The following is a 23,524-nucleotide window of genomic DNA, read 5'->3' on the forward strand; positions in this document are numbered from 1 at the left end:
GGAGCTGGCCGGCCTGGACCTGTCGGCCGGCAATACGCCGCGCATCCTGATGTCGGGCAATCCGCTGTCCGGCACCGGACTGGCGATCACGACGCAAAATTTCGACAAGTTGCTGGATTTCAGCAACATGAGCGTCGTCGACATGATCCTGATGTTCCCGGATTTCCTCGAATCGCTCGATGCCATCCGCCAGAACGAGGCGCTGACGTCGGCAGTTCCGTTCGCCGAGAGCACGCTCGACCAGGTGTTCCAGTTCGCGGACGGCTTCAAGCAACAGGTCTACGACAAGATCGATTTTTACAAGCCGCGCATCGAATTGCTGACGGTGAATGCGGCCAGCGTGCTGACCATCAATGTCAACTCGACTTCGGGCGGCGTCACCACCACCAAGCCGGCCACGGTGTTGCGTTCCAGCTTCGGCGGCTTCAACCAGGCCTTGCATGCGGGCATGTCGGTGTCGCTGTATGCGCAAGTCGATGGCCGCGAAATACTGCGCGGCGTGTACGACATCAAGCGCGTCATCGACGGCAGCACGCTCGAACTTTCCGGGGCGCCGACTGCCGGCATGACCGGCCTGCGCGCCGTCGTTCACAAGCCGCTGCAACAGATCACCACGCTGCAAGAGTTCGTGCTTGCGGTCAATGCCTCCGGCGTGCTGCCGGCCGGCATGTCGATCACCTTCGATCCGATCCAGCGCAGCTTCGGCGTGCCGCTGGCGTTCCGTCAGGATTTCACGCCAGTCGACATGCCGCTGGCGCTCGACTTCGGCGTCGAGGGCTTGACGCTGTCGACTTCGGCGCGCGGCAGCATCACTGCCTTCGTCCAGGGCAGCCTGGGTTTCTTCGCAGACCTCGATGGCCGCACCCTGCTCGGCAACAGTGGCGCTCTCACCAGCGGCACCCGGCTGTTCTCTGACCAGAGCTTCATTTTCGATTCGACCATGGTCGGCTACGGGCTGGAAGTCGGCGGCCAGAAATACACGGTCACCGGCATGCAGGATGCGCACACCCTGGTGCTCGACCGTGCCGCCGGCGCCAGCAGCGCGGCCAATGCCTATACGCTGCGCCAGAACCAGTTCACGGTCGGCGTCGAGAACGTCGAACTGCAGGCCGGCCTGAGCCTGGACGCACGGGACCTCGAAGTCGCGGTGCAAATCGGCTTCCTGGGCGCCACCGCAGGCGGCGCGGGTACCGGCTCGGGCGTGCATGTGGGCGCCACCGCAACGATCAGCCTGGACCGCGATCCGGCTTCCGGCGATCCGCTCGACCGCCGCTTCACCTTGTCCGAAATCGGCGGCAGCGCGCTGCGCTTCTCGCTCGAAGGCGAAGCCAGCGCAACGCTGCGCGGCCTGCGCGTGGACGCCGGGCTGGGCGCGGATATTCCGCTGGCCCCGAGCATGGAGTTGTCGATCCACGCCCTGAATCCGTTCAATCCGGGCCAGGTGCGGGTCATCAACCAGAACCCGATGTACGGCGTCGATATCGAAGCGCTGGTGCTGTCCGGTTCGGTGACGCCGAATGACATCGTGATCGTGCTGCCCGACCTCGGCCGCGCCTTCGACTTCAAGAACCTGAGCTTGCAGGACATCGTCGGCGCCGCCCGCACCGGCCTGGAATTCCTGCGCGATTCGATTTCCAGCCAGCCGTTCTACTCGTTCGAGCTGCCGATCATCAATCGCTCGCTGGCAGAGATATTCCCCTTCGTCGACGGCTTCCTGGCCCAGGTCGATGCCGCCGCCGACGATCCGGCCGGCTCGATCCAGCAAGTGGAGGGACTGATCGAGGACGCGCTTGGCATAGACGACAACAACAGCCTGGCCGCTGCCGACCAGCAATTCTCGCTCAGCGTCAACGGCGACACGCTGGACCTGCACCTGAATCTCGGCAAGGCATTGACCGAACGCTTCGGTTTCAGCCTCGACCTGGCCCAGCTCAAGGCGCTGGCCGGAACCGGCGCCTTCCAGGGCATGGATTTCCTCGACCAACTGGTCGACACGGTCAGCCCGGGCGCCGCCGGCAACATCACGCTGTCAGCGCTGGCCAACCTGCAGATCGATGCCGGCATCCGCTTCAGCGGCCTCAGCCCGCAGGTTTTCCTGTACGACTACAACCCGACCCGCATCCAGTCGCTGGCAGTGCCGGCATTCGGCGCGGTCCTGTTCGCAGCCAACCGCAGCACGGTCAGCGACAGCAGCTATAACAGCATCCTCGGCGAGTTCCGTTCGCGCGTGGTCGCCGCCGGCGCCGGCGTGGAACGGATCCGCGCCACGGTCAACAGCGCGATCGACCTCGATATCGAAGCGACCAACCGCGACCTGGAATTCGGCGCCGACCAGTTGAATGGCCGCCGCCAGGCTGCCATCGTGGCCCTGGCCGACCGGCTCAGCCAGGACCTCGGGATCCAGGTCCAGCTGTTTGCCGGCGACCAGGTCCTGGCCACCGATCCGTCGACCGTCAGGACCTTCTCCGAAGTATCGATTTCCCGTGCGGTCGCGGTCAGTCCGGAGCAGGCGCGCGGAACCCGCGCCACCATCGGCCTGCGGGTGGCCGGGGAAGACCTCGAACTCGGCTTCGATGCCGGAGCGGTCAAGCTCGGCGTCGCCAACGGCTGGGCCGCAATCGACCGCGACGGCCGTGCCAGCACCAACGATTACGCTACCTTCACGGTCAAGATCGACCAGGCCGGCGGCAATGTCGCCGACGATGGCCGCTATTACTTTGACACCGAGAGCCTTTCCAGCAACGTCGGCTATGTGGTGGAAGGCGCGATCGGCATCGACCTGCCGCTGCGGCTGGAAGTCTCCGGCATCGATTTCAACCTGGGCAGCTTCGCGCTGACTTCCACCGCCGCCGGCATCGGCGGCGTGATGGACGCCATCAGCAGCGGTGCCAGCATCGGCCAGGTGTTCAATGTGTCGGTGCCGAACGTACAGGACAAGGTCGACGAATTCCTCAGCGAATTCTCGCTGCTGGGCATGCTCAATGACCCGTCGCGCATCATCGACGGCATCGATTCCGCGCTCGGCACGGTGCAGGATGTGCTGGGCGACAACCTGACCACCAGCATTCCCTTCATAGGCGACAAGCTGGGCGCGGCCGGAAACTTCGTACGCGACGTGCGGGTCGGCATACTGGATGACCTGCGCAAGAAATTGAGCGCGGAGGGCGGCGCGGTCGGCATCACGCGTTCGACCTTGTACAGCTTGCTGGGACCGGACAACGCTGGCCTGCTGCTCGACATTTCGGGCGACGGCCAGATCACGATCGACGACGTGCAGGCGGCCTGGTACAACAAGAACGGCGTCAAGCTCGCCGACTGGGTGCTGGGCGGCGACCTGCCGCCGGCGGCAGATGCGATCCAGTTCAACCTCAAGCTCGGCCAGAAGCTGCTCAATACGGGCGTGGACATTCCGCTCGACCTCGACCTGCCGGGCTTCGAACTCGACATCGACGGCGGCTTCTCGCTGGAGATCGACTGGGCCTTCGACTTCGGCTTCGGCATCAGCACTTCCGACGGCTTCTACCTGACCACCAACAGCGACGCCACCAAGCCGGAACTGCGGGTGACGGCGCAAGCCTACCTCGACGGTTCGCCGGACGACCCGGACACGGTGACGCCATTCAGCGCGACCGGCAAGCTGCTGTTCTTCCGCGCCACGGTCACCGACCAGGACAACGACACCAGCACCCCGCAATTCGATGCCAGCGGCATCGATGCCGTGCTGGGCATCGACATGTTCGGCGACAGCCGCGGCCGCCTGAGCGCCAACCAGATCATCTCGGCGCCGCTGTCGAAGAGCTTCGGCGTGGCATTCACCGCCAATTCGGACATCCACCTGCTGACCGTGCTCGACATGCCGGACGTCCAGGGTATGCCGAAACTGAAGGGCGAGCTGGACATCGACTGGGACTGGCGTCTCGGCCAGAAGCTCGGCGCGCCCAAAGTCAGCATCGAGAACCTGCGGGTGGATGTCGGCTCGCTGGTGAAGGATGTACTGCTGCCGATCACCGAGCAGATCGAAGGCGTGCTGGAGCCGATGCGTCCCTTCATCGAGATGATGACCAACCCGATCCCGGGCCTGGAATTCGTCAGCATGATAGGCATCGAGCCGACGCCGCTCGGCCTGTTGAACGGCTTCCTGAAAGCTCAGGGCAAGCCGCAGATCCCGGTCGCCTTCTTCAATGCGGCAAGGTTCATCCTGAACCTGCCGGACCAGGTGCGCAGCTGGGCCGACACCGGCGAGATCCTGCTGGGCACGATCTCCGGATTCGGCACTGACAACGTGCAGGCGCTGGCGGTCGACCCGATGGCGGTGATCGACGGCGCGGTAGCGCAATTCGCGCCCGGCCTGATCGACAAGATGAACGCGGTCATGGCGTCTTCAACCGGCGGCGGCAACGACGCCAGCCGCAGTGGCTTCAAGTTCCTTGAATACGTCAAGGACATCGGCAACTGGAAGAAGATCCTGACCGGCGGCGATGCCACGTTGTTTACCTATGAACTGCCGCTGCTGGGCGCCGGCTACTCGCAGAAATTCCTGCTAGGCGCGATTCCGCTGCCGCCGACGCCGTTCAGCTTCCGTTTCTATGCGACGGCGGCAGTCAGCGCCTTTGCCGATCTCGCGTTCGGCTACGACACCTTCGGCATCCGCAAGGCGATACAGACCTCCAATCCGCTCGACGCGATGGACGGTTTCTATGTGTCCGACTGGACCCTGCCAAAATTCGCCAACGGCAAGATCGTGCCGGGCACCGGCGGCCAGGAAAAGCCGGAATTCGCGGTCGATGCCAGCGTTGGCCTGACCGCAGCGCTGAACCTCGGCCTGATCGAAGGCGGGGTCAATGCCGCCATCGAATTCTTTGCCGACTTCGACCTGCAGGACATCGCCCGTTCCAAGCTGTTCAAGGATGCGGCCGGCTATGTGCAGAGCGTGGAATGGATTTCCGACGGCAAGATCCGCGGCTCTGAGATCGCCACCATGTATGAATATGAAGGGGGCGGCTTCGCCAACCTCTTCAACTTCGAGATGGGTGCCGATTTCGTGGCCTCCGTGTACGTCGACCTGGAGTTGCTGTTCACCACGGTCACGCTGTTCGACCAGGACATTTTCCGGATCAACCTGTTCAACCTGGAATACGACGCGCCCAAGGTGCAGCCGTACCTGGCGCAGCAGGTCGGCGACACGCTGTATGTCAACGCCGGCGACCGCGCCGCATTGCGCAAGTACTTCGATGTCAGCGACGGCAACGAGACCTTCATCCTGTCTGGCTCGGGCGGCACGGTCAATATCGAATTCGACAACTGGTACCAGACCTACACGGGCGTGCGCAAGGTGGTGGCCAACATGGGGGCCGGCAACGACACCTTTGACGCCTCGCGCCTGGCCGGGGCTGAACTCGACATCAGCGGCGGCGCTGGCGACGACAAGCTGATCGGCGGCACCGGCGGCGGCGTGCTGAAGGGCGATGCCGGAAAGGATCAGCTCTCGGTCGCTGCCAGTGTGACGCAGGGCATCCGGCTGGAAGGCGGCGATGGCGATGACCGCCTGACCGGCGGCGCCGGGCGCGACGTCCTGAAGGGCGGCGCCGGCCAGGACCGGCTCGATGGTGGCGCCGGCGACGATACGCTGTGGGGCGGCCTCGGCGTCGACAACCTGCGCGGCGGTGCCAACACCGACACCTATGTGTTCGAAGACAATTTCGGCAGCGACAGCCTGACCGACCGCGATGGTGAAACCCATATCGACTTGTCGCCGATGACCACCGCGGCCACCGCCTCGCTGGCCAAGCGCGGCGTGGGCGTGGTCAACCAGCAGGGCGACGAAGTGCGCCTGTCGGGTGGCAAGGTCGTCAGCATTACCCTGGGCCAGGCCAACGACACCTTCCTGGCCAGCGATTTCCCTGACTGGAAAGTCGACGTGCGCGATGCCGGCGGCTCCGACGACTATCGCATCACGATGGGACGCGCAGCGTCCTCACTGGCAACCGGCACCATCAGCATCAGCGATACCAGCGGCGGCTTCGACGAAATCATCCTCGAGCAGACGCGCTCGGGCGACGCCATCAGCCTGGATCACCAGCGGGTGACCAATGGCCGCGAGGTCGTCACTTACAATGATTCCGGCATCGAAAGGCTGACGCTCAAGGGCAAGGGCGCCAACTACGACGCCGCACATATTGCATCGCTGGGCGGCAATATCCGCTTTACGGCAGGCAACCTGGTCAATGATGTCGCGACCAGCTACATGGGCAGCACCGCGTTCCGCGGCCTCGGCGCCAATATCTACCAGCAGAGTGCGCTCGAAGCAGCCAGCGTGGTGATGGAGTCGGTCAAGACGCTCAACATCGCCTATGACGTGACGGCATTGTCGAACGGCCATGTCGACCTGCGCACCTACGGCAACAACGCCAACATCGAACTGAATGCCAACCTGTATTCGTCGGCCTCGGCAGTGCAGGGCGGCGATGGCGCGGGCTGGATGCGGATCCAGTCCGCCGATGGCGGCCTGCTCAATACCGGCAGCAAGAAAATCATCGGCGACAACGCCTATGTGCTGATCGAAGTGAAGAACGGCGTCGGCTCGCTGGCCAGGCCGCTGCTGACACGGATCGCCGAACTGACGGTGACCACCGGCACCCACGGCAGCGGCAATGTCGTGATGGTCGAGGACAACAGCCTGGTGTTGCGCGAAGAGCGCAGCCTGAGCAGCCCGGAAAACCCAGGCTATGTGATCGATGGCAGCCCCGCTTCGGACCAGTGGGAAGCGTCCCAGGCGTGGGACGACAGCGCGCCGGCGGCGTGGAAACAGATCATCAGCTCGACTCGCAGCGGGGTTGCGGTGCAGGTTGCACAGGGCGACCTCAACATCGACCTGGTCGGCACCAACTCGCTGCTGAGCCTGGTGAGCGGCACGCTGACGACGCTCAAGGCCGGCGCCGACATCACGCTGACCGCCGACGACATGAACTTCAGCAGCGGCACCAGCCAGCTGGTCGGCAGCGGCGACCTGACGCTGCAGGCGCACAGCAACGTCTGGAGTTACTACCTCGGCAGCGCCGCGGAAACCAATACCGGCCTCGACCTGGAAGAGGGCAGCGGCCTGCAACTGGCGCAGCCCGCGATGTACCTGTCCGGGCGCGACCTGGCGGCGCTGGCGGACGGCTTTGCCGGACTGTTCATGGGCCGCACCGCGGTCGGCAACAGCATGTGGCTGGGCGACATCAAGCATGCCGAGACGGTCAAGATGTACCCGGCCAATGCCCGCGCGGCCAACTCGCGCCAGTCGTCTTTCCGCGATACCGCAACGCTGAAGTCGGATGTAATGACGGTGGCTGGCGACGTGCAGAGTCCGGACAATACGCTGACCTTGCAGGCGCGCAAGCTGTGGGTGCAGAGCCAGAACGTGCATGACCAGCTCGGCCTGCCGGATTCCGGCGTGATGGCAAAAGACCTTTTGCTGCAGATCGGCGAGCAGGGCATCGTCACCGGCAAGCTGACCGGCAAGGACAGCCTGGGCATCACGGTCACCGGCACGCCGGGAAGCGATGCCTGGTATGCGCCGCTCTATGGCGCCAACAGCCTGCAGTTCGATGGCGGCAGCCTGACCACGGTGCTCAATGACGGCAGCGTGCTGAGCATCGACACCGCTGCCAGCATCGAGATTCGCGGCGAGATCAGTGTCGATGGCGACCATGCCCGTCTTGACCTGGATGCCGGCGGCGCGCTGCTGCTGGTCGAGGGCGCCGACGTGCGCGGCCTGGGCCAGTCGGTCACGCTGGACCTTTCCTCGAATGACGTGGTCGCCATCAATCCGGGCACCGCAGTACGCGCCGGCGTCGGTTTCCGCGACGGCGAGGACGGCCTCGAGGCTTACATCACCGGCAGCAACGGCGTGGTCAACCTGACTTCCGCCGGGGAAATGCTGCTGGGCGGCTCCATCTCCTCGTCCGGGTCGATGAACCTCGGTTCCGGCGCGCAGAAATACGACCACGCAGCCTATGGCAACCCGACCGATGCCGCCTACCTGCCGCGCTATGCGATCTTCAACAAGACCGCCTATTTCGAGCGCATCGCTGCCGTCAGCCCGGATCATTACCTGACCCAGCATGCCGGCGGCTACGGCATGCTGGTGACCGGCACCATCACCAGCCTCGGCGACGATGCCAGCCTGGTGCTGCGGTCGGAGCAGGACGTGATCCTGCGCGGCAACGTCAACGCGCTCGGCGCCGATTCGACACTGACGCTGCAATCGGATGAATGGCTGTACGTGGAAGGATTTATTACCGCCACTGCCGGCCTGAACCTGTATGGCGGCGTCGGCGTGGACGGCGCGGCGCTGGACGGCAGCAGCGCTCATGCCGACGCCCGCGGCACCAGCGTGTACGTCCACGCCACCAGCACGGTGCGCACCACCGATGCCGGCAGCGCGGTGACGGTGCGCGGCGCCGAGGATGTGGACATATTCGGCGCCATCGTCGCCGGTGGTGAGGTCGGCGAGAACGGCGTGTTGTTCAATGGCGAGGGATCGTCGGTCACGGTCAGCGCCGGGCAGCAAGCCTGGCTCGAATCGGGCCTGCTCGCCAGCGGCGATGTCACGATCAACGGCGGCGTTGCCGGAAGCGACGACAACGGCCTCGGGCTGTTCATTTCCAGCGCCGGTGGCATCACTGCCGCCGGCTTGGGCGCCAACGGCAGCGGCAGCACCCTGACCGCCACCAGCGCCAGCCGTCTGGAAATCATGGGCACGCTCAACAGCGGCGGCAAGTTGCAGCAGACCTTCACCGATGGCCAGATGACCGGGCAATCCATCAGCTGGTCCGGCCGCGATTCCGACATCGTGGTGCAGGCGGCGCAGCGCGCTTTCATTGGCGGCAATACCGTCAACCAGCTGGGCCTGCCGGTCCAGACCGGCGGCTACCTGAACGCCAGCCGCAGCATCACGGTCAACGGTGGCAGCGATGCCACCGGCACCGGCGTGCTGGTACATGCGGCTTCCGAACTGGTGGTCAGCGGCACCCGCAATGCAGATGGCAGCGTGCGTGCGGCCGGCGATATCACGCTGTATGGCGTGAGCGACGTCGAGATCCAGGGCTTGCTGCTGGCCGGCGGACGGGTCGAACAGATCCGCGAAAACGGCCTGTACGCCGGACGCAATATGATCCGCGACGATGTCGACTCCACCATCTCGGTCCGTGCCGATCGCCAGTTGAAGCTCGGCACCGACATCACCGCCGGCAAGCGGATTGACCTGGCCGGTGGCACCGACACCCGGGTTGCAACGCGTGGCGCCGACAACCAGCTGATCGATCCCGAGCAGCGGCATTTCGGCAAGGGCCTGGTGATACTGGGCTCGGCGCACATCACCACGACCCGCGACAACAGCCAGATCAACCTGAGCGCGGCCAGCAGTGTCAACCTGATTGCCAGTGCGAACTTCGCCTCCGGCGAGTACGCGGTTGATGCCGCCGGCGCTGGCTCGGTGGTCACCATCAGTTCCAGCGGCGCGCCGAATGCCAAGGTGTATATCGCCGGCAAGGTACGCGCCGAGCATGCGATCCAGCTCAGCAGCGGCGTCTCTCTCGACGGCCGCGATATCGAACTCGATGTCACCGGCCAGCTGGAAACCATCAACGGCTCGATCGGCTTCAATGCCGGCGTTCACGGCATGATAGCCGGCGACATCTTCGCCCGCGGCAACGGCAGCGACGTGGTCATCACCTCCGGCCGCACGCTGACCATCGAAGGCCAGATCGAAGCCAATGACCGCGTGTTCCTGCATGGTGGGGACGGCACTGAAATCACCGGCCAGGACAGCCTCTACCTGTCCAGCACCGCCCGGCTCGAAACCGATGGCGGCGCCGGCAGCATCAGCTTGTCGGGCACCAATGACGTCATTGTCGCCGGTGCAGTGGGTGGCGTGTTCGAGGCCGGCACGGCCAGAGAGATTGCCATCAATTCTGACCTGGGCACGGTCGTGCTGGACCGTACCACCGGCCGCATCGTCACCTCGGGACAACTCGACATCACCGGCCGCGACCTGCAGATCGACGGCCCGATCAGCAGCTCCTGGGTGGCTGGCGCAGATGCTGGCAGCGCCCCTGAAATCCGCATGACGGCGGACCGTAACGCGGTCCTGCACGGCAACCTGACGGCCAGCGGCGACCTCTCGATCACGGCCGGCGGCACGGTCGAGATTTTCGATGCGCTATGGGATACCGCCACCTTGAAGATCGACGCCGGCTCGATCGTGTTCGGCACGCCGGTCAGCGGTCTCCCCGACAGCCAGCTTGGCGCCATCATCCAGGCCGGCAGCCGGCTGGAACTGGATGCCAGCAATTACATCGGCGTCAACGCCGCCGTGCTGCTGATGACCGGCGAGGCCGGTTCCAGCATCGACATCGATGCTGCCAGGGTACAGCTTGCCGGCACCATCCATGCCGGCGCGCAGCGGGTGGACGGTTCGGCGGTGGCGACTGCCGACCAGGCAACGGTTGTGATCAACGCTGACGAGTTGCTGCAACTTGGCGCCCGGGTGGGCATGCCGGGCGTGGTCGTCAACAGCGGCGGCACCGTCAGGGCCACCGGAACGATCAGCCTGAACGGCGGCATCGGCGCTGGCAGCGGCGGCCTCGGGCTGCTGGTGGACAGCAACAGCAGCATCCGCACGCTGACTGCGGACGGCACCGCCAGCGGCGCGATCACGATCGGCGGCCTGAAAGACGTACGCATCGACGGTTTCGTCGATGCGCGGCAGGCGGGTGGCACGATCGCCGCCAGCGCCGGCCGCCAGTTGATTGTCGACGGCATTGTCGAAGCCGATCGCTGGGTCACCCTGGACGGTGGATTGAGCGACGCCAGCGGCATTTCGGTGATGACCAGCGCACTGGTCTACCAGATGCGCAGCGGCTATTTCGTCGACGCCGACGACCGGCTGATGGATCAGTTCGGCTACCTGGTGAACGAAGGCGGCAAGTACATCAACGAGGCTGGCGAGGAAATCGGCGCCAGCGACGTGCCGGTGATGGGCGGCGATCCGATCCGCCGCTCCGGCGCCACCATCGATACCGGCGACGCCGGGACGATCGCGGTCAGCGGCAGCGGCACGCTGCGGCTGGACGGCATGTTCGGACGGCCTTATGTGGATGGCCTGCAGATCAAGGCGCGTCCGGCCAGCATCACCATCGCCGGCAGCACGTTGGGCGAGGTCTACCTGTCGGGCGACTTCAGCGCCAGCGAGCGCATCGACGTCACCGGCCACAACATCAGCGCGCTCAACGGCGCGCTGCTGAAAACGCGTGGCGATGCCGGCGTGATCGAGATCATCGCCAGCGGCAACATACTGGCCGATGGCGCCACCGACTGGAATCTGGAAGTCCAGATCGTGGCGCAGGAGCTGGTCCATTTGCGCGGCAGCACGCTGCACATCTCCGGCACCATCGTCTCGCAGCACCGCTTGCTGTTGAATGCGGCAGTGGACGTGTCGCTGTACGGCAAGCTGCAATCGGATGACGCTGTCGACGTGCGGGCCGGCCTGTCGCAGTCCGTTTCCGACACCGCAGCGCGCGGCGAAGTGCTGCGTGCCAGCCTTGGCCATGGCAGCTTCCGTATCGGCGGCACCGGCGCGATCGAAGCCGACGGCAGCGTCACGCTGCTGGCAGGCGACGACGTCGTGCTGGACGCCGAAGCTTTCCGTGCCGAGGACACCAGGAGCGTTTCCAGGCCGATCATCACCACCGAAACGGTTTACGTGCCGGTGCTGAAGGGCTACACCTCCGAGGTGGACCAGGTGATTCCGGTTGACGTGGTCAAGTGGGTCGAGACCGAGGATATCCTGCCGGACGGCTTCGACAGCATCAAGACCGGCGTCAGCTACAACACGATGAACGTGACGCTGACCCAGGACGGTTACTGGAATGGCAGCACCAAGACCAAGCGGGAATTCTTCATCGAGGGTGTGGACTACCGCAACAGCGCGTCATCGATCGGCACCGGCCTGGTGATCTCGTGGCCGGCCGGCAGCGCGCCAGGAACCGATGCGAAGGGCCGGCCGCTTGGATTCAGCGCCTTGAGCGATCCGCAGCGCGAAACAGTGCTGAGCCAGCTGGGGTACAAGAAGTTGTACACCTTCGCCGCCGACCAGCTGAAGATACACCGCGTGATCCGTGGCAACCCGACGGTAGCCGACTGGGCGCCGAGCTGGGCCCAGGCTGGAAAGCCGACCCATATCGTCAACATGCCGGTCTCGGGCTGGGAAGACAAGTGGATCAGCATGCCGGTCGGTGCGGAAGAAGATGTGCTGCGTGTGGTCAGCCAGGGCAATCCGACCAGCTTCAACGAGAACGTCGGCACCTACCGTGATACCGGCGTGGCCCGTTATGTGCAGGACCGTTCTGCCTACCAGTCGTATTACACGAACGGCGACTGGACCTGGGACTTCGACAATTCGCCGGCACGCTGGGATATCAATTACCTCAATAACGGCACCAGGCAGTTTGAAATTACCGATGGACGCAGCGGCGGCGCGATGGCCCGCCTGGCTTACACGCCCGACTGGGCCACCAACGGCAACGATGCGGCCGGCTACGACCTGCACAGCAGGTATACCTGGGCTCCGTCCGGGTACTACGACGAGACCGCCGGACTCAACTGGACCGGCAACTGGATGTCGAACTATCGCCCGGAGGTGGGATACAACTGGCGCGATAACTGGGTTTCCGCCGGCTACTTCAGCCCCTACGCAAATACCTCAGCGCAGATGTATCTGTATGAAGAGACTGACTGGGGATATATACATGGCCCGTTCGAGGCCGGCAATTACAGTTATGTCGGCGACGGCCTGAATGACGACGTCGAGGCCGCCTGGATGTCGGGCCGCATGCAGGTCACGTTCTACGAACATTCCGGCTATCGCGGATACAGCGAGACCTACACCAACTGGAACTGGGGCGCTGGCTCCTTCCAGTGGTGGGACGGCTTTGTGTACTGGAATGCCAGCTCGATGGTGGTCAGCGAATGGCAGGACACCAGCTACTGGGCCGGAAAATACGCTGGCGAAAGTTTCTACGACTACGATTTCAACTGGGTCGGCAAGGATCACACGATCACCGACAAGCGCAATGCGCTGCAGTACCAGTGGGTCAGCAACACGACCGACATCTTCGACAACGTGCCCAAATTCCGTACTGAATTCGGGCTGACGAAGGTGGTCGAGACTTCCTGGGTCACCTTGTACAAGGACGTGCCCATCATCGAAGATGTGGCGACCACGCGTTCGATCCGCATTTACGACGACAGCGAGCTGGCATACGGCCAGTTTGCCGGCGATGCCATCAATGCCGCCCGTGTCAGCGTCGATGCAGGCCGCGACATCCAGATCGCGGGCATCATCAAAGCCACCGGCCTGGGCGATCAGTCCGGCCTGGTGCTGAATGCGGTGCGCGACCTGTCGATCAGCGGCAAGTTGCCGAGCGGCGTCGCCAATGCGATCGCGGCCGCGTCCGAGTTGCGCGCGGCTGGCTCCATCCAGGCAACGGCCGGTGGCAGCGTGAGCATCAGCGGCAATTCGATCCTGACCGCCGGCATCGATGTGGCGCCGGCCAACCTGGCTGCCGCCAGTGGCGCCGACATCAGCCTGACGGCTGGCGCCGGCATGAGCCTGCAGGGGGAGTTGCGGGCTGCCGACGCCGTCAGCCTGGGCGCGGTCGGCAATATTGCGCTGAATTCCATCGTCTCCGCGGGAAGCACGCTGGCGGTCACAGCCGGCGCTTCTGGGTCCACTTCTGGTTCCGCTTCCATCACCGGCGACGTCCAGACCGACCTCTCGGCCCAGGGCATCACGCTGACCGCCGGCAGCGCCGGCGGCAACGTCAGCCTGTCCGGCAGCCGTGTGGCAGCTGCGCAAGGCCTGGCTGTGCAAGCGGTGCGCGGCGCGATCTACAGCAGCAACAATTCGCTGTCCGCGGCAGATATGACGCTGTCGGCAATGGGCAGCATCACCGGTGACGCCGCCAACAGCCGCGCGCTCGAACTCGAAGCAGGTACGCTGACGGCGCGCAGCACCAGTGCAGGCGTCATTCGCCTGAGCGCATGGGGCGATCTCGACGCCACCGAACTCTCTGCCGCCAACGGCAGCGTGAGCGTATCCGCACAGGGCATGCTGACCGCGCGCTCGGTGAGCGCAGGCAGTGCTGCTGCGCGCAGCAATGTCAACCTCGGCAGCGGCGTAGCCAGCGCACTCGTGATCGATCAGATCGCCGGCGATGCCGTCACGCTGAGCGCCGGCACCACCGTCACCCAGCTGGATGGTTCGCTGGTGTCCGGATCCGGCCTGTTGCTGACCACCGGCGAGGGTGTGACGCTGAGCAACCTGGCGGTCAGTACGCTGAATGCGAGCGTGCAGCGGCGCGGCGACCTCAATCTTGCCACCACGACTAACGGCCTGTTGAGCGTCACCGGGCTCAAGACCTATGACGGCGCGATCACGCTGACTACGCCGGGCAGCATGGCGATCAGCAATGTCGACTCGGGCCGCAGCGGCAGCCGTACCGTCGCACCGGCCGCGGGCGCCGCTTTCGAACTGTCGGCACAGCCGACCGATATCAGCCTGACAGCCGGCGGCAGCATCACCGGTTCGGGCAGCAACACCCATATTGTCACCCGCGCCCCGGTCCTCACTTCTTCGGACGGCAGCCAGTTTGTCGCCGGTGGCGCCTTGTCCTTGCATGCGCAGGGCAGCATTGCGTTGACAGTGTCGGTCGCGGAATTGCGCGATGTCGACAGCGCCACCGGCAATATCGCCATCACGGATGCGATCACGCCGACAGGTGCCCAGGCTTGGCAATCTACCCAGCGCACCCGCCTGCAGATTTCCGATGTCACAGCGCTGGCCGGCGATGTCACTATCGCTTCCGACGCCGCGCTGGATGTGTTCAAGGCCAGTGCTGCCGGCACCGGCAGCACGCTAAGCCTGCGCTCCACCGCCAGCGATGTAGAGATCCGTTCGCTGGCTGACGGCGGCAGCGTCACCACCGGCGCCAACCTGGTGCTGGATGCGCACGGCAGCCTGAACATCCATGCTTCGCAGTGGCTGGATGCGCCGCAGAGCATTGAATTCCATACTGGCAATGCCTTCACGCTGCCGACCACGCAACTGGTCGGCGCCACGGCAGTCGCCCGGTCGTACACTGCATCGCAACTGACGGTGACGTCGGACGACACCATCAGGGTCAGCTCGGCGCTGAAGATCAATGCCGCCAACGCGAGTGACGACCGGCTGTCGCTGCATTCGCATCGCGACATCCTGATCGACGCTCCGCTCAGCCGCGCATCCGGTGCCGCGATTGTGGATGTCGACTTGTATGCCGACGGCAGCAATGTGCGGATCTATGCAGCGCGCGATCCCCTGACCGGCCTGCGCGTGATCACCGGCGCCAGCGGCAGGGAATACCTGGAAGCTGCGGTTCCGGCAAACGCCACCACTGGCGCCCCGTACACAGCCCAGGGCAAGTACTACCGCGACACGGTGGGCGGCAAGTTTGTGCAGGATGCGATTGAATTCGTGACCGGCGCCAACAATGCAGTGACAGCGGTCGCGGTCAAGCTGCTGTCCAGTACTGCCGACGGCAGCGGCACCCTGTACCGCATCGTCGATGCGCAGGCTGCGGGCCACAGCGTCGGCACCGCGCTCGATGCGGCTACCCGCCAGCGGGTACAGGTGATCACCCGCTCGCTGGTCGAGGTCACGGCGCAGGCAGAGGCCGAGGCTACGCTGGACGTGAAACTGGTCAACGATACCTCGGCGTTGATCCGGCTGAACCTCGGCACTGTCGCCTACAACCGGATCGACATCGACGCCGCGGGCACAGCCGGCAATGTCGACATCCAGGCCGGCCAGGCGCTGGACATGGATCGCATCACGGTCGCCGCGACCGGAACGGCCAGCCTGTCCACCACCGCCGGCGCGATATCCAGCCAGGCCGAGGTGCTCAAGGCGAAACACCTGACGGTGAACACAGCGTCGACCATTGACCTGCGCACCGACGTCCAGAGCGCCAGCCTGAACTCGAGCCTGAACTCAAGCCTGCCTGGGACCGGCAACGGCAGCGGCATGGCGCTGTCCAACAGCGGCGACCTGAAACTCACGGCCCGCCTCGCCAGCGGCAGCATGGACATCTCCGCCGACGGCACGCTGACGGTGGACGACGCTCGTTTCACCAGCGACGTCGAAGGTAACCAGATGATGTTCGTCGGCGGCAACGGCGGCATCTACATCGACCGCATCGACGCACTGTCGAAGGGCGACATCACCTTGCGCACCGCCGGCTACGTCAAGGAGGTCGTGTCCGACGATGTTTCGGACCTGAACATCGACATCGATGTGACCGGGCGGGATTTCACTGCCAACGCCTTGAACCAGGCCGGCCAGCTTGGCAGCACCAACCTCGAATTCAACCTGTCGGGCGATGCCAGCATCGGCGCCCAGGAATGGCTGATCATCAATGGCCATAACGGCAACCTCGAAATCTCGGGCTATTACCTGAAGGGCGTCGTGGTGAGCGGCGTGACCGGCACCGTGACCCTGAACAATGTGTTCGCGGGCCAGGGCATCAGTGTCGCCGGCAGCAACGTGGTGGTATCCGGCAGCAACAGCAGCGCCAGCGGCGCCATCACCATAAGCGGCGGCTCGGTGACGATGGAAGCCGGCTCCGTGCTGTCAGCCAGCAAGGGCTACGCGGTCAGCCTGGCCGGCATGGCCGGCGGCATTGCCATGAACGGCGACAGTACGATCCGCACCACCGGTGCGATCACGCTGTCGACCACGGCTGGCGGCAACATCAGGCTTGACACACTGGCCGGCGGAAGTGGCACCGTCAGCGTCAGCGCCAGCGGCGCCCTGAGCGCCAATGCCAGCGAGACGGCCAATATTTCCACCAGCAGCGGCACGGTTACGCTGTCCGGCGCCAGCATCGGCAGCACGGCCAATGCGGTGACGGTGTCGGCCCCGGTCATCGGCAGCCTGACCGCCAGCAGTGGCGGCATTTACGTCGACCTGCAACGCCAGGATGGGCAGACGCTTACCCTCGGCCGGGTCGACGCCAGCAGCAACGGCGATGTCGACCTGACGCTGAATGCCGGCGACCTCAGCACCTCGGCCATGATCGACGGCCGTTCGGTGTCGCTGATCGTCGGCGGCAACCTGAACATGCAGGCAGCCAGCGAACTGGTGGCTACCGGCGCTGCCAGCGGCAGCCAGGACGGGATTGTCATCATCGCCGCTGGCAACATCGACCTGCCGAAGGCCAGCAGCCAGGCTGGCAATGTCAGCCTGACCTCCAGCGGCAACCTGGCCCTTGGCCGCGTAACGACCACCAGCGGCGCCGTGACCTTGACGGTGAGCGGAGGGGTCGCCGATGCGAACAACAGCAGCGGCAGCGGAGTGACCGAGCAGGAAAACATTTCGACCATCAGTGGTGCGGTATCGATCGCCGCAGGCAGCATCGGCAGCGCGGCAAACGACCTCGACATCTCGGCGCCGTCGGTGCCACTGTTGAGCGCGCGCACCGGCGACATCAATGCCAACCTGCGGCGCGCCAGCGGCCAGACGGTCACAGTCGGCGTCCTCTCGGCCATGGCCGGCAGCGCCCGCCTGGATGTGGACGGCGGCGCGCTGCAACTCAATACCGCCAGCACGCGCGATGACCTGACGCTGGCCGTGATCGGCAGTGGCAGTGTCAGCGGCAGCGCAGCAGGCCTTGGCGTCGGCAACCTGACGGTTGGCGGCGGCCTATCCTTGGTCTCGGCCGGCGGTGCCATCGTCCAGATCGCGGGCAGCACGATCCTGGCCAACAACCTGCAGAAGACGGCGGTGATCAGTGCCGGCAATGCCGGCGCCACCACCTACGCCGTTACGCTGGACGGGGCGGGCAACGACTTCTCCAGCGTGAAGCTGACTGGCTCGAATGTCACGCTGAACGATGTGAACGGCATCGACCTGGCCGCATCGACCATCACCGGCAACCTGGTCCTGACGGCCGGCGGCCCGGTCACCGACAGCGGCGTGCTGACGGTTTCCGGCACCTCGCGCCTGGCCACCACCGGCGACGAGTCCGCCATCACGCTGGACAGCAACAACAACTTCGGTGGCGCGCTCAGCATGGCCACGCTGGCCGACGTCATCCTCAATGACATCAACGGCGTCGAATTCGGCGCCACCAGCATCGGCGGCAACCTGGCGCTGACTGCGGCTGGCAACGTCACCGACACCGGCAATGTGACGGTCGCCGGGGCCACCATCTTCACCGTCGGCGCGGGCAACGACCTGACGCTGGACAACGCCAATAACTTCGGCGCCGGGGTGGCCATCGGCAGTGCCCGCAATGTCAGGATCAACGATGTCAGCAGCATCAACATTGCCGCCGCTACCATCAGCGGCAGTCTTGACCTGACGACCACCGGCCGCATCACGCAGAGCGGTGCAATCACCGTGGCCGGCACCACCACGCTGCAGGCGACCGCCTATGTGGATCCGGACCCGGCATCGATCCTTAACCAGGACAACAACATCAGCCTGGCACGGGATAACGATTTCACCGGGGCGGTGCGCATCGTGTCGGGCGGGGTTGTCACCCTGAACGACATCAACAACCTCGACCTTGGCGCCAGCACTGTCAGCGGCACTCTCAGCGTCACCGCGCAGGGCACGCTGACCGACAGCGGCGCGATCCTTGTCAGCGGCGCCACCAGCCTCACGGTTGGCGCCGGCAAGGACATCACGCTCGACCAGGCCAACAACTTCGGCGCCGCGGTCGGCGTGGTGAGCGCGCGCGATGTGGTGTTGAACGATATCGACGCGATCACTTTTGCCAACCTGACGGCCAGCGGCAACGTAACCGTCAGCGCCGGCGGCAATATCGGGCAACTGGCGGATACCCGCATCGTGGCCAGTACGGCCGACAAGTCGCTCACGTTGACTGCGCAAAGCGGTACCGGCCTGGCGACGGTGCGGCATGCCATCACGCTGGCCAACGTGGACAATGATTTCACGGCGGTCAATGTGCTCAGCGCCGGCAACACCCGCCTGGTCGATGTCAATGGCGTCACGATCTCGGGCACGGTTTCCGGCGACCTGGACACCCGGGCTGGCGCAACCATCTTCGGCAACTTGTCGGCTACGGGCACCGTCGATGTGCTGGCAGCCGGCAGCATCACCCAGTCGGCAAGCACCCGCATGCTGCTGACCGGCAGCAACCGTCCGGCACAACTGACGGCGCAATCCGGCAGCGGCGCGGGCATGACCCGCTACAACATTGCACTGGATGCGGCGGACAATGATTTCCGCGCCGTGGCCGTGACTGGCGCCGCCATCTCCTTGCGCGATGCCAATGCGCTGGAACTGGCCAGCCTGGATGGCACCGCTGCGGCGACCGTGCGGGCTGGATTGCGGCTTGATGTGACCGGGTTCGTCAAAGCACAATCGGCCAGCTTCAGCGCCGCGGAAAACCTGCAGATGGCCGAGACCGGCCTGATCCAGGTATTCGGCACCGGCGCAGTGCCGACCGGTGGCGTCACGCTGAGCGCCCTTGGTGCGGTCGTGTTGTCACGCATCGAAAGCGCGAGCGGCACGGTCGCGATTACGGCGGGCAGCGCCATCACCGATGGGTTGGCTGCCACGGTGAACGGCACCGAAGCATTCAATATCGTCGGCACCGGTACTCTCAGCATGTCGGCCGCAAGCATCGGCGGCACTGGCGATGCCGATATCGATGTCAGCATGCAGGCCATCGATTCGATCACAGCCAGCAGCGGCAGCGCCACCGTCTCGGCTCATGCTGCGACCGGATTCGACACGATGACACTGCGCCAGGCCAGCGTGCTGAATGGCGTGCTGGCACTGGACCTCGTCAGCGGCAACCTGTTGTTGACACAGTCGATACAAGCGCATGCCGCAGCAATCAGCGTGCGCAGCGGCAACCTGCGGATGCAGGATGGCTCGACCATTGCCGCCGCGCGTGACCTCAGCCTGCAGGCCTCGGCTGACATCGTGCTGTCTTCGGTTACTACCGCAGACGGCACGCTCGATATCGATGCCGGTCGCCACCTGCTGGATGGCACGGCCGGCGAGCAGTCGAACATCACCGCAACCGGCGCTGCTGCACAGGTGCGGCTCAGCGCGCTGGGCGCCGGTGGCGCCAGTGCCGGGCAGGATGTGGACGTCTCGGTCCGCCTGCTGGACCATATCGACGGCGGGCTGGATGGCGTGTACCTGGAAACCGGGCGCACGCTGGCGGTCAACACCATGGACCTGGACGGCGCGCTGCGTGTCGTGTCGCAGGCGGGTGACCTGAATCTGGTCGGGGCGCAGTCCGCGGCAAGCGTCGACATTGACGTCAGGGCTGGCGCGCTCGCAATGCGCGATGGGGTAAGCCTGTCGGTTGGCGGCGATGCCTCGATCCAGGCCAGCGGCGACGTCACGCTCAGCCGCCTTGGAGTCGACAACGGTGATCTGTCGCTGTCGTCATCGGCCGGCGCGATCGTTGACGGCACGTTCGCCGACAGCGACGCGTTCCCGAACATCGCGCTAACCGGCAGCGGCAGCATCATGCTGTTGTCGGCGGTCCGGATTGGCAACAATTCGGTCGATGGCGAGCTGGACATCAGTGCCGCGCGTATCGTCGAGGCCAGCACCATGGCCGGCGACATGAACCTCGAATTGCTGGGCACGACAGAGGTCGGCCAGATCGATGCCGCCGGCGCCTTGCGGGCCCACGTGTCCGCCGGCGACCTTTTGCTGCAGTCGGCCATTTATGCTGCTACCGTTGCGCTGGACGTCGATCTTGGCAATCTGCAGCTCGCTCCAGCAGCGCACATGTCAGCTGACGGCGCCATGATGATTTCCGCGGACCTCGGCTCCATGCTGATGGGCGAGCTGGCACAGGTGACCGCGGCCTCGCTGGACCTGACGGTAGCCACTGGCAACCTGAGCATGGCCGACAGCGCTTCGATGATCATCAGCGGCGCCTTGAACGGCTTCGTGCAGGGCAACCTGAGCCTGTCGAGCGATGCAGTGATGCGTACCATAGGCGGCGACCTGACGATGGCGGTGAATGTCGGCAACGTCACGGCTTCGGATTCGGCCGAGATGACATCCGACCAGAACCTGACGCTGAGCGTGAACACCGGCGACGTCAGCTTCGGCACCGATGCGCTGATGTCAGCGGCAAAGCAACTGACCCTGTCGGTTGGCACTGGCGACGTCAGCTTCGCGGACCGCGCCCGTATGGCCTCCGGCGGTGAAGCCGTGGTGACGATCGGTACCGGCAACCTGAGCTTCGCGACCGAAGCCAGCATGACGGCCGGGGCCGGCATGACGGTGAGGCTGGGCACGGGCAACACCAGCTTCTCGACGGATGCCGTGATGGCAGCGGTCCAGGACCTGACGTTCGAAGTCGGCAGCGGCAACGTCAGCTTCGCGGACCGCGCCCGTATGGCCTCCGGCGGTGAAGCCGTGGTGACGATCGGTACCGGCAACCTGAGCTTCGCGACCGAAGCCAGCATGACGGCAGGGGCCGGCATGACGGTGAGGCTGGGCACGGGTAACACCAGCTTCTCGACGGATGCCGTGATGGCAGCGGCACAGCAACTGACCTTCGAAGTCGGCACCGGCAACGTCAGCTTCGCGGACCGCGCATCGATGACGGCCGGCGAGGGCATGCTGTTCACGGTGGATGCCGGCGACATCAGCTTCTCGACCCAGGCCGTCTTGACTGCGGCACAGGACATGACGCTGACTGCCGGCGACGGCAATGTCAGCTTCGGTTCCCTGGCGTCGGTGACGGCAGCTTCGCTGGACCTTACGGTAGCCACGGGCAACCTGAGCATGGCCGACAATGCCTCGATGCTCATCAGCGGCGCCTTGAATGGCTTTGTGCAGGGCAACCTGAACCTGTCGAGCGGTGCGGTGATGCGCACCGAAGGCGGCGACCTGACGATGGCGGTGAATGTCGGCAACGTCACGGCCTCCGATTCGGCCGAGATGACCTCGGACCAGGACCTGACGCTGACGGTGAATGCCGGCGACGTCAGCTTCGGCACCGATGCGCTGATGTCAGCGGCACAGCAACTGACCCTGTCGGTTGGCACTGGCGACGTCAGCTTCGCGGACCGCGCCCGTATGGCCTCCGGCGGTGAAGCCGTGGTGACGATCGGTACCGGCAACCTGAGCTTCGCGACCGAAGCCAGCATGACGGCCGGGGCCGGCATGACGGTGAGGCTGGGCACGGGCAACACCAGCTTCTCGACGGATGCCGTGATGGCAGCGGTCCAGGACCTGACGTTCGAAGTCGGCAGCGGCAACGTCAGCTTCGAGGACCGCGCCCGTATGGCTTCCGGCGGCAACGCGCTGGTCACGGTGGATGCTGGCGACATCAGCTTCTCGACCCAGGCCGTCTTGACTGCTGCACAGGACATGACGCTGACTGCCGGCGACGGCAATGTCAGCTTCGGTTCCCTGGCGTCGGTGACGGCAGCCTCGCTGGACCTGACGGTTGCTACTGGCAACCTGAGCATGGCCGACAGCGCTTCGATGTTCATCAGCGGCGCCTTGAATGGCTTCGTGCAGGGCAACCTGAACCTGTCGAGCGGTGCGGTGATGCGCACCGAAGGCGGCGACCTGACGATGGCCGTGAATGTCGGCAACGTCACGGCCTCCGATTCGGCCGAGATGACATCCGACCAGAACTTGACACTGAGCGTGAACACCGGCGACGTCAGCTTCGGCACCGATGCCCTGCTGTCGGCAGCACAGCAACTGACCCTGTCGGTTGGCACTGGCGACGTCAGCTTCGCGGACCGCGCCCGGATGGCTTCCGGCGGTGACACGCTGGTCACGATCGGTACCGGCAACCTGAGCTTCGCGACCGAAGCCAGCATGACGGCAGGGGCCGGCATGACGGTGACGGTTGGCACGGGCGACACCAGCTTCTCGACGGATGCCGTGATGGCAGCGGCACAGCAACTGAGCTTCGCAGTCGGCACCGGCAAGGCATGCTGTTCACGGTGGATGCCGGCGACATCAGCTTCTCGACGCAGGCAGTACTGGCTGCGGCTGAAGACATGACGCTGACGGCCGGCGACGGCGATGTCAGCTTCGGTTCCCTGGCGTCGGTGACGGCGGCTTCGCTGGACCTGACGGTTGCCACGGGCAACCTGAGCATGGCCGACAGTGCTTCGATGATCATCAGCGGCACCTTGAACGGCTTCGTTCAGGGCAACCTGAGCCTGTCGAACGATGCGGTGATGCGCACCGAAGGCGGCGACCTGACGATGGCGGTGAATGTCGGCAGCGTCACGGCTTCCGATTCGGCCGAGATGACGTCGGACCAGAACCTGACGCTGGCAGTGAACAACGGCAACGTGAGCTTCGGTACCGATGCGCTGATGTCGGCCGCACAGCAACTGACCCTGTCGGTTGGCACTGGCGACGTCAGCTTCGCGGACCGCGCCCGTATGGCCTCCGGCGGTGAAACCG

Annotated in this window: 2 protein-coding genes (1 of these 2 running past the window's edge); both read left to right on the plus strand. The window is 65.1% G+C overall.

Annotated elements, in window-relative coordinates:
* Positions 1-23,113, plus strand: partial view of a hypothetical protein gene (locus FVE66_RS12315; protein WP_151447704.1) — the 3' portion only. Its footprint begins 12,191 nt before the window's first position; only the last 23,113 of its 35,304 coding nucleotides appear in the window; its start codon lies beyond the left edge, outside the window; its stop codon occupies positions 23,111-23,113.
* Positions 23,041-23,524 (plus strand): hypothetical protein (locus FVE66_RS12320; protein WP_151447705.1); only part of this gene is annotated, 484 nt, incomplete at its 3' end. The genes FVE66_RS12315 and FVE66_RS12320, both read left to right, overlap by 73 nt.

The organism is Lacisediminimonas profundi, from assembly GCF_008831265.1.
Taxonomy (GTDB): domain Bacteria; phylum Pseudomonadota; class Gammaproteobacteria; order Burkholderiales; family Burkholderiaceae_D; genus Lacisediminimonas; species Lacisediminimonas profundi.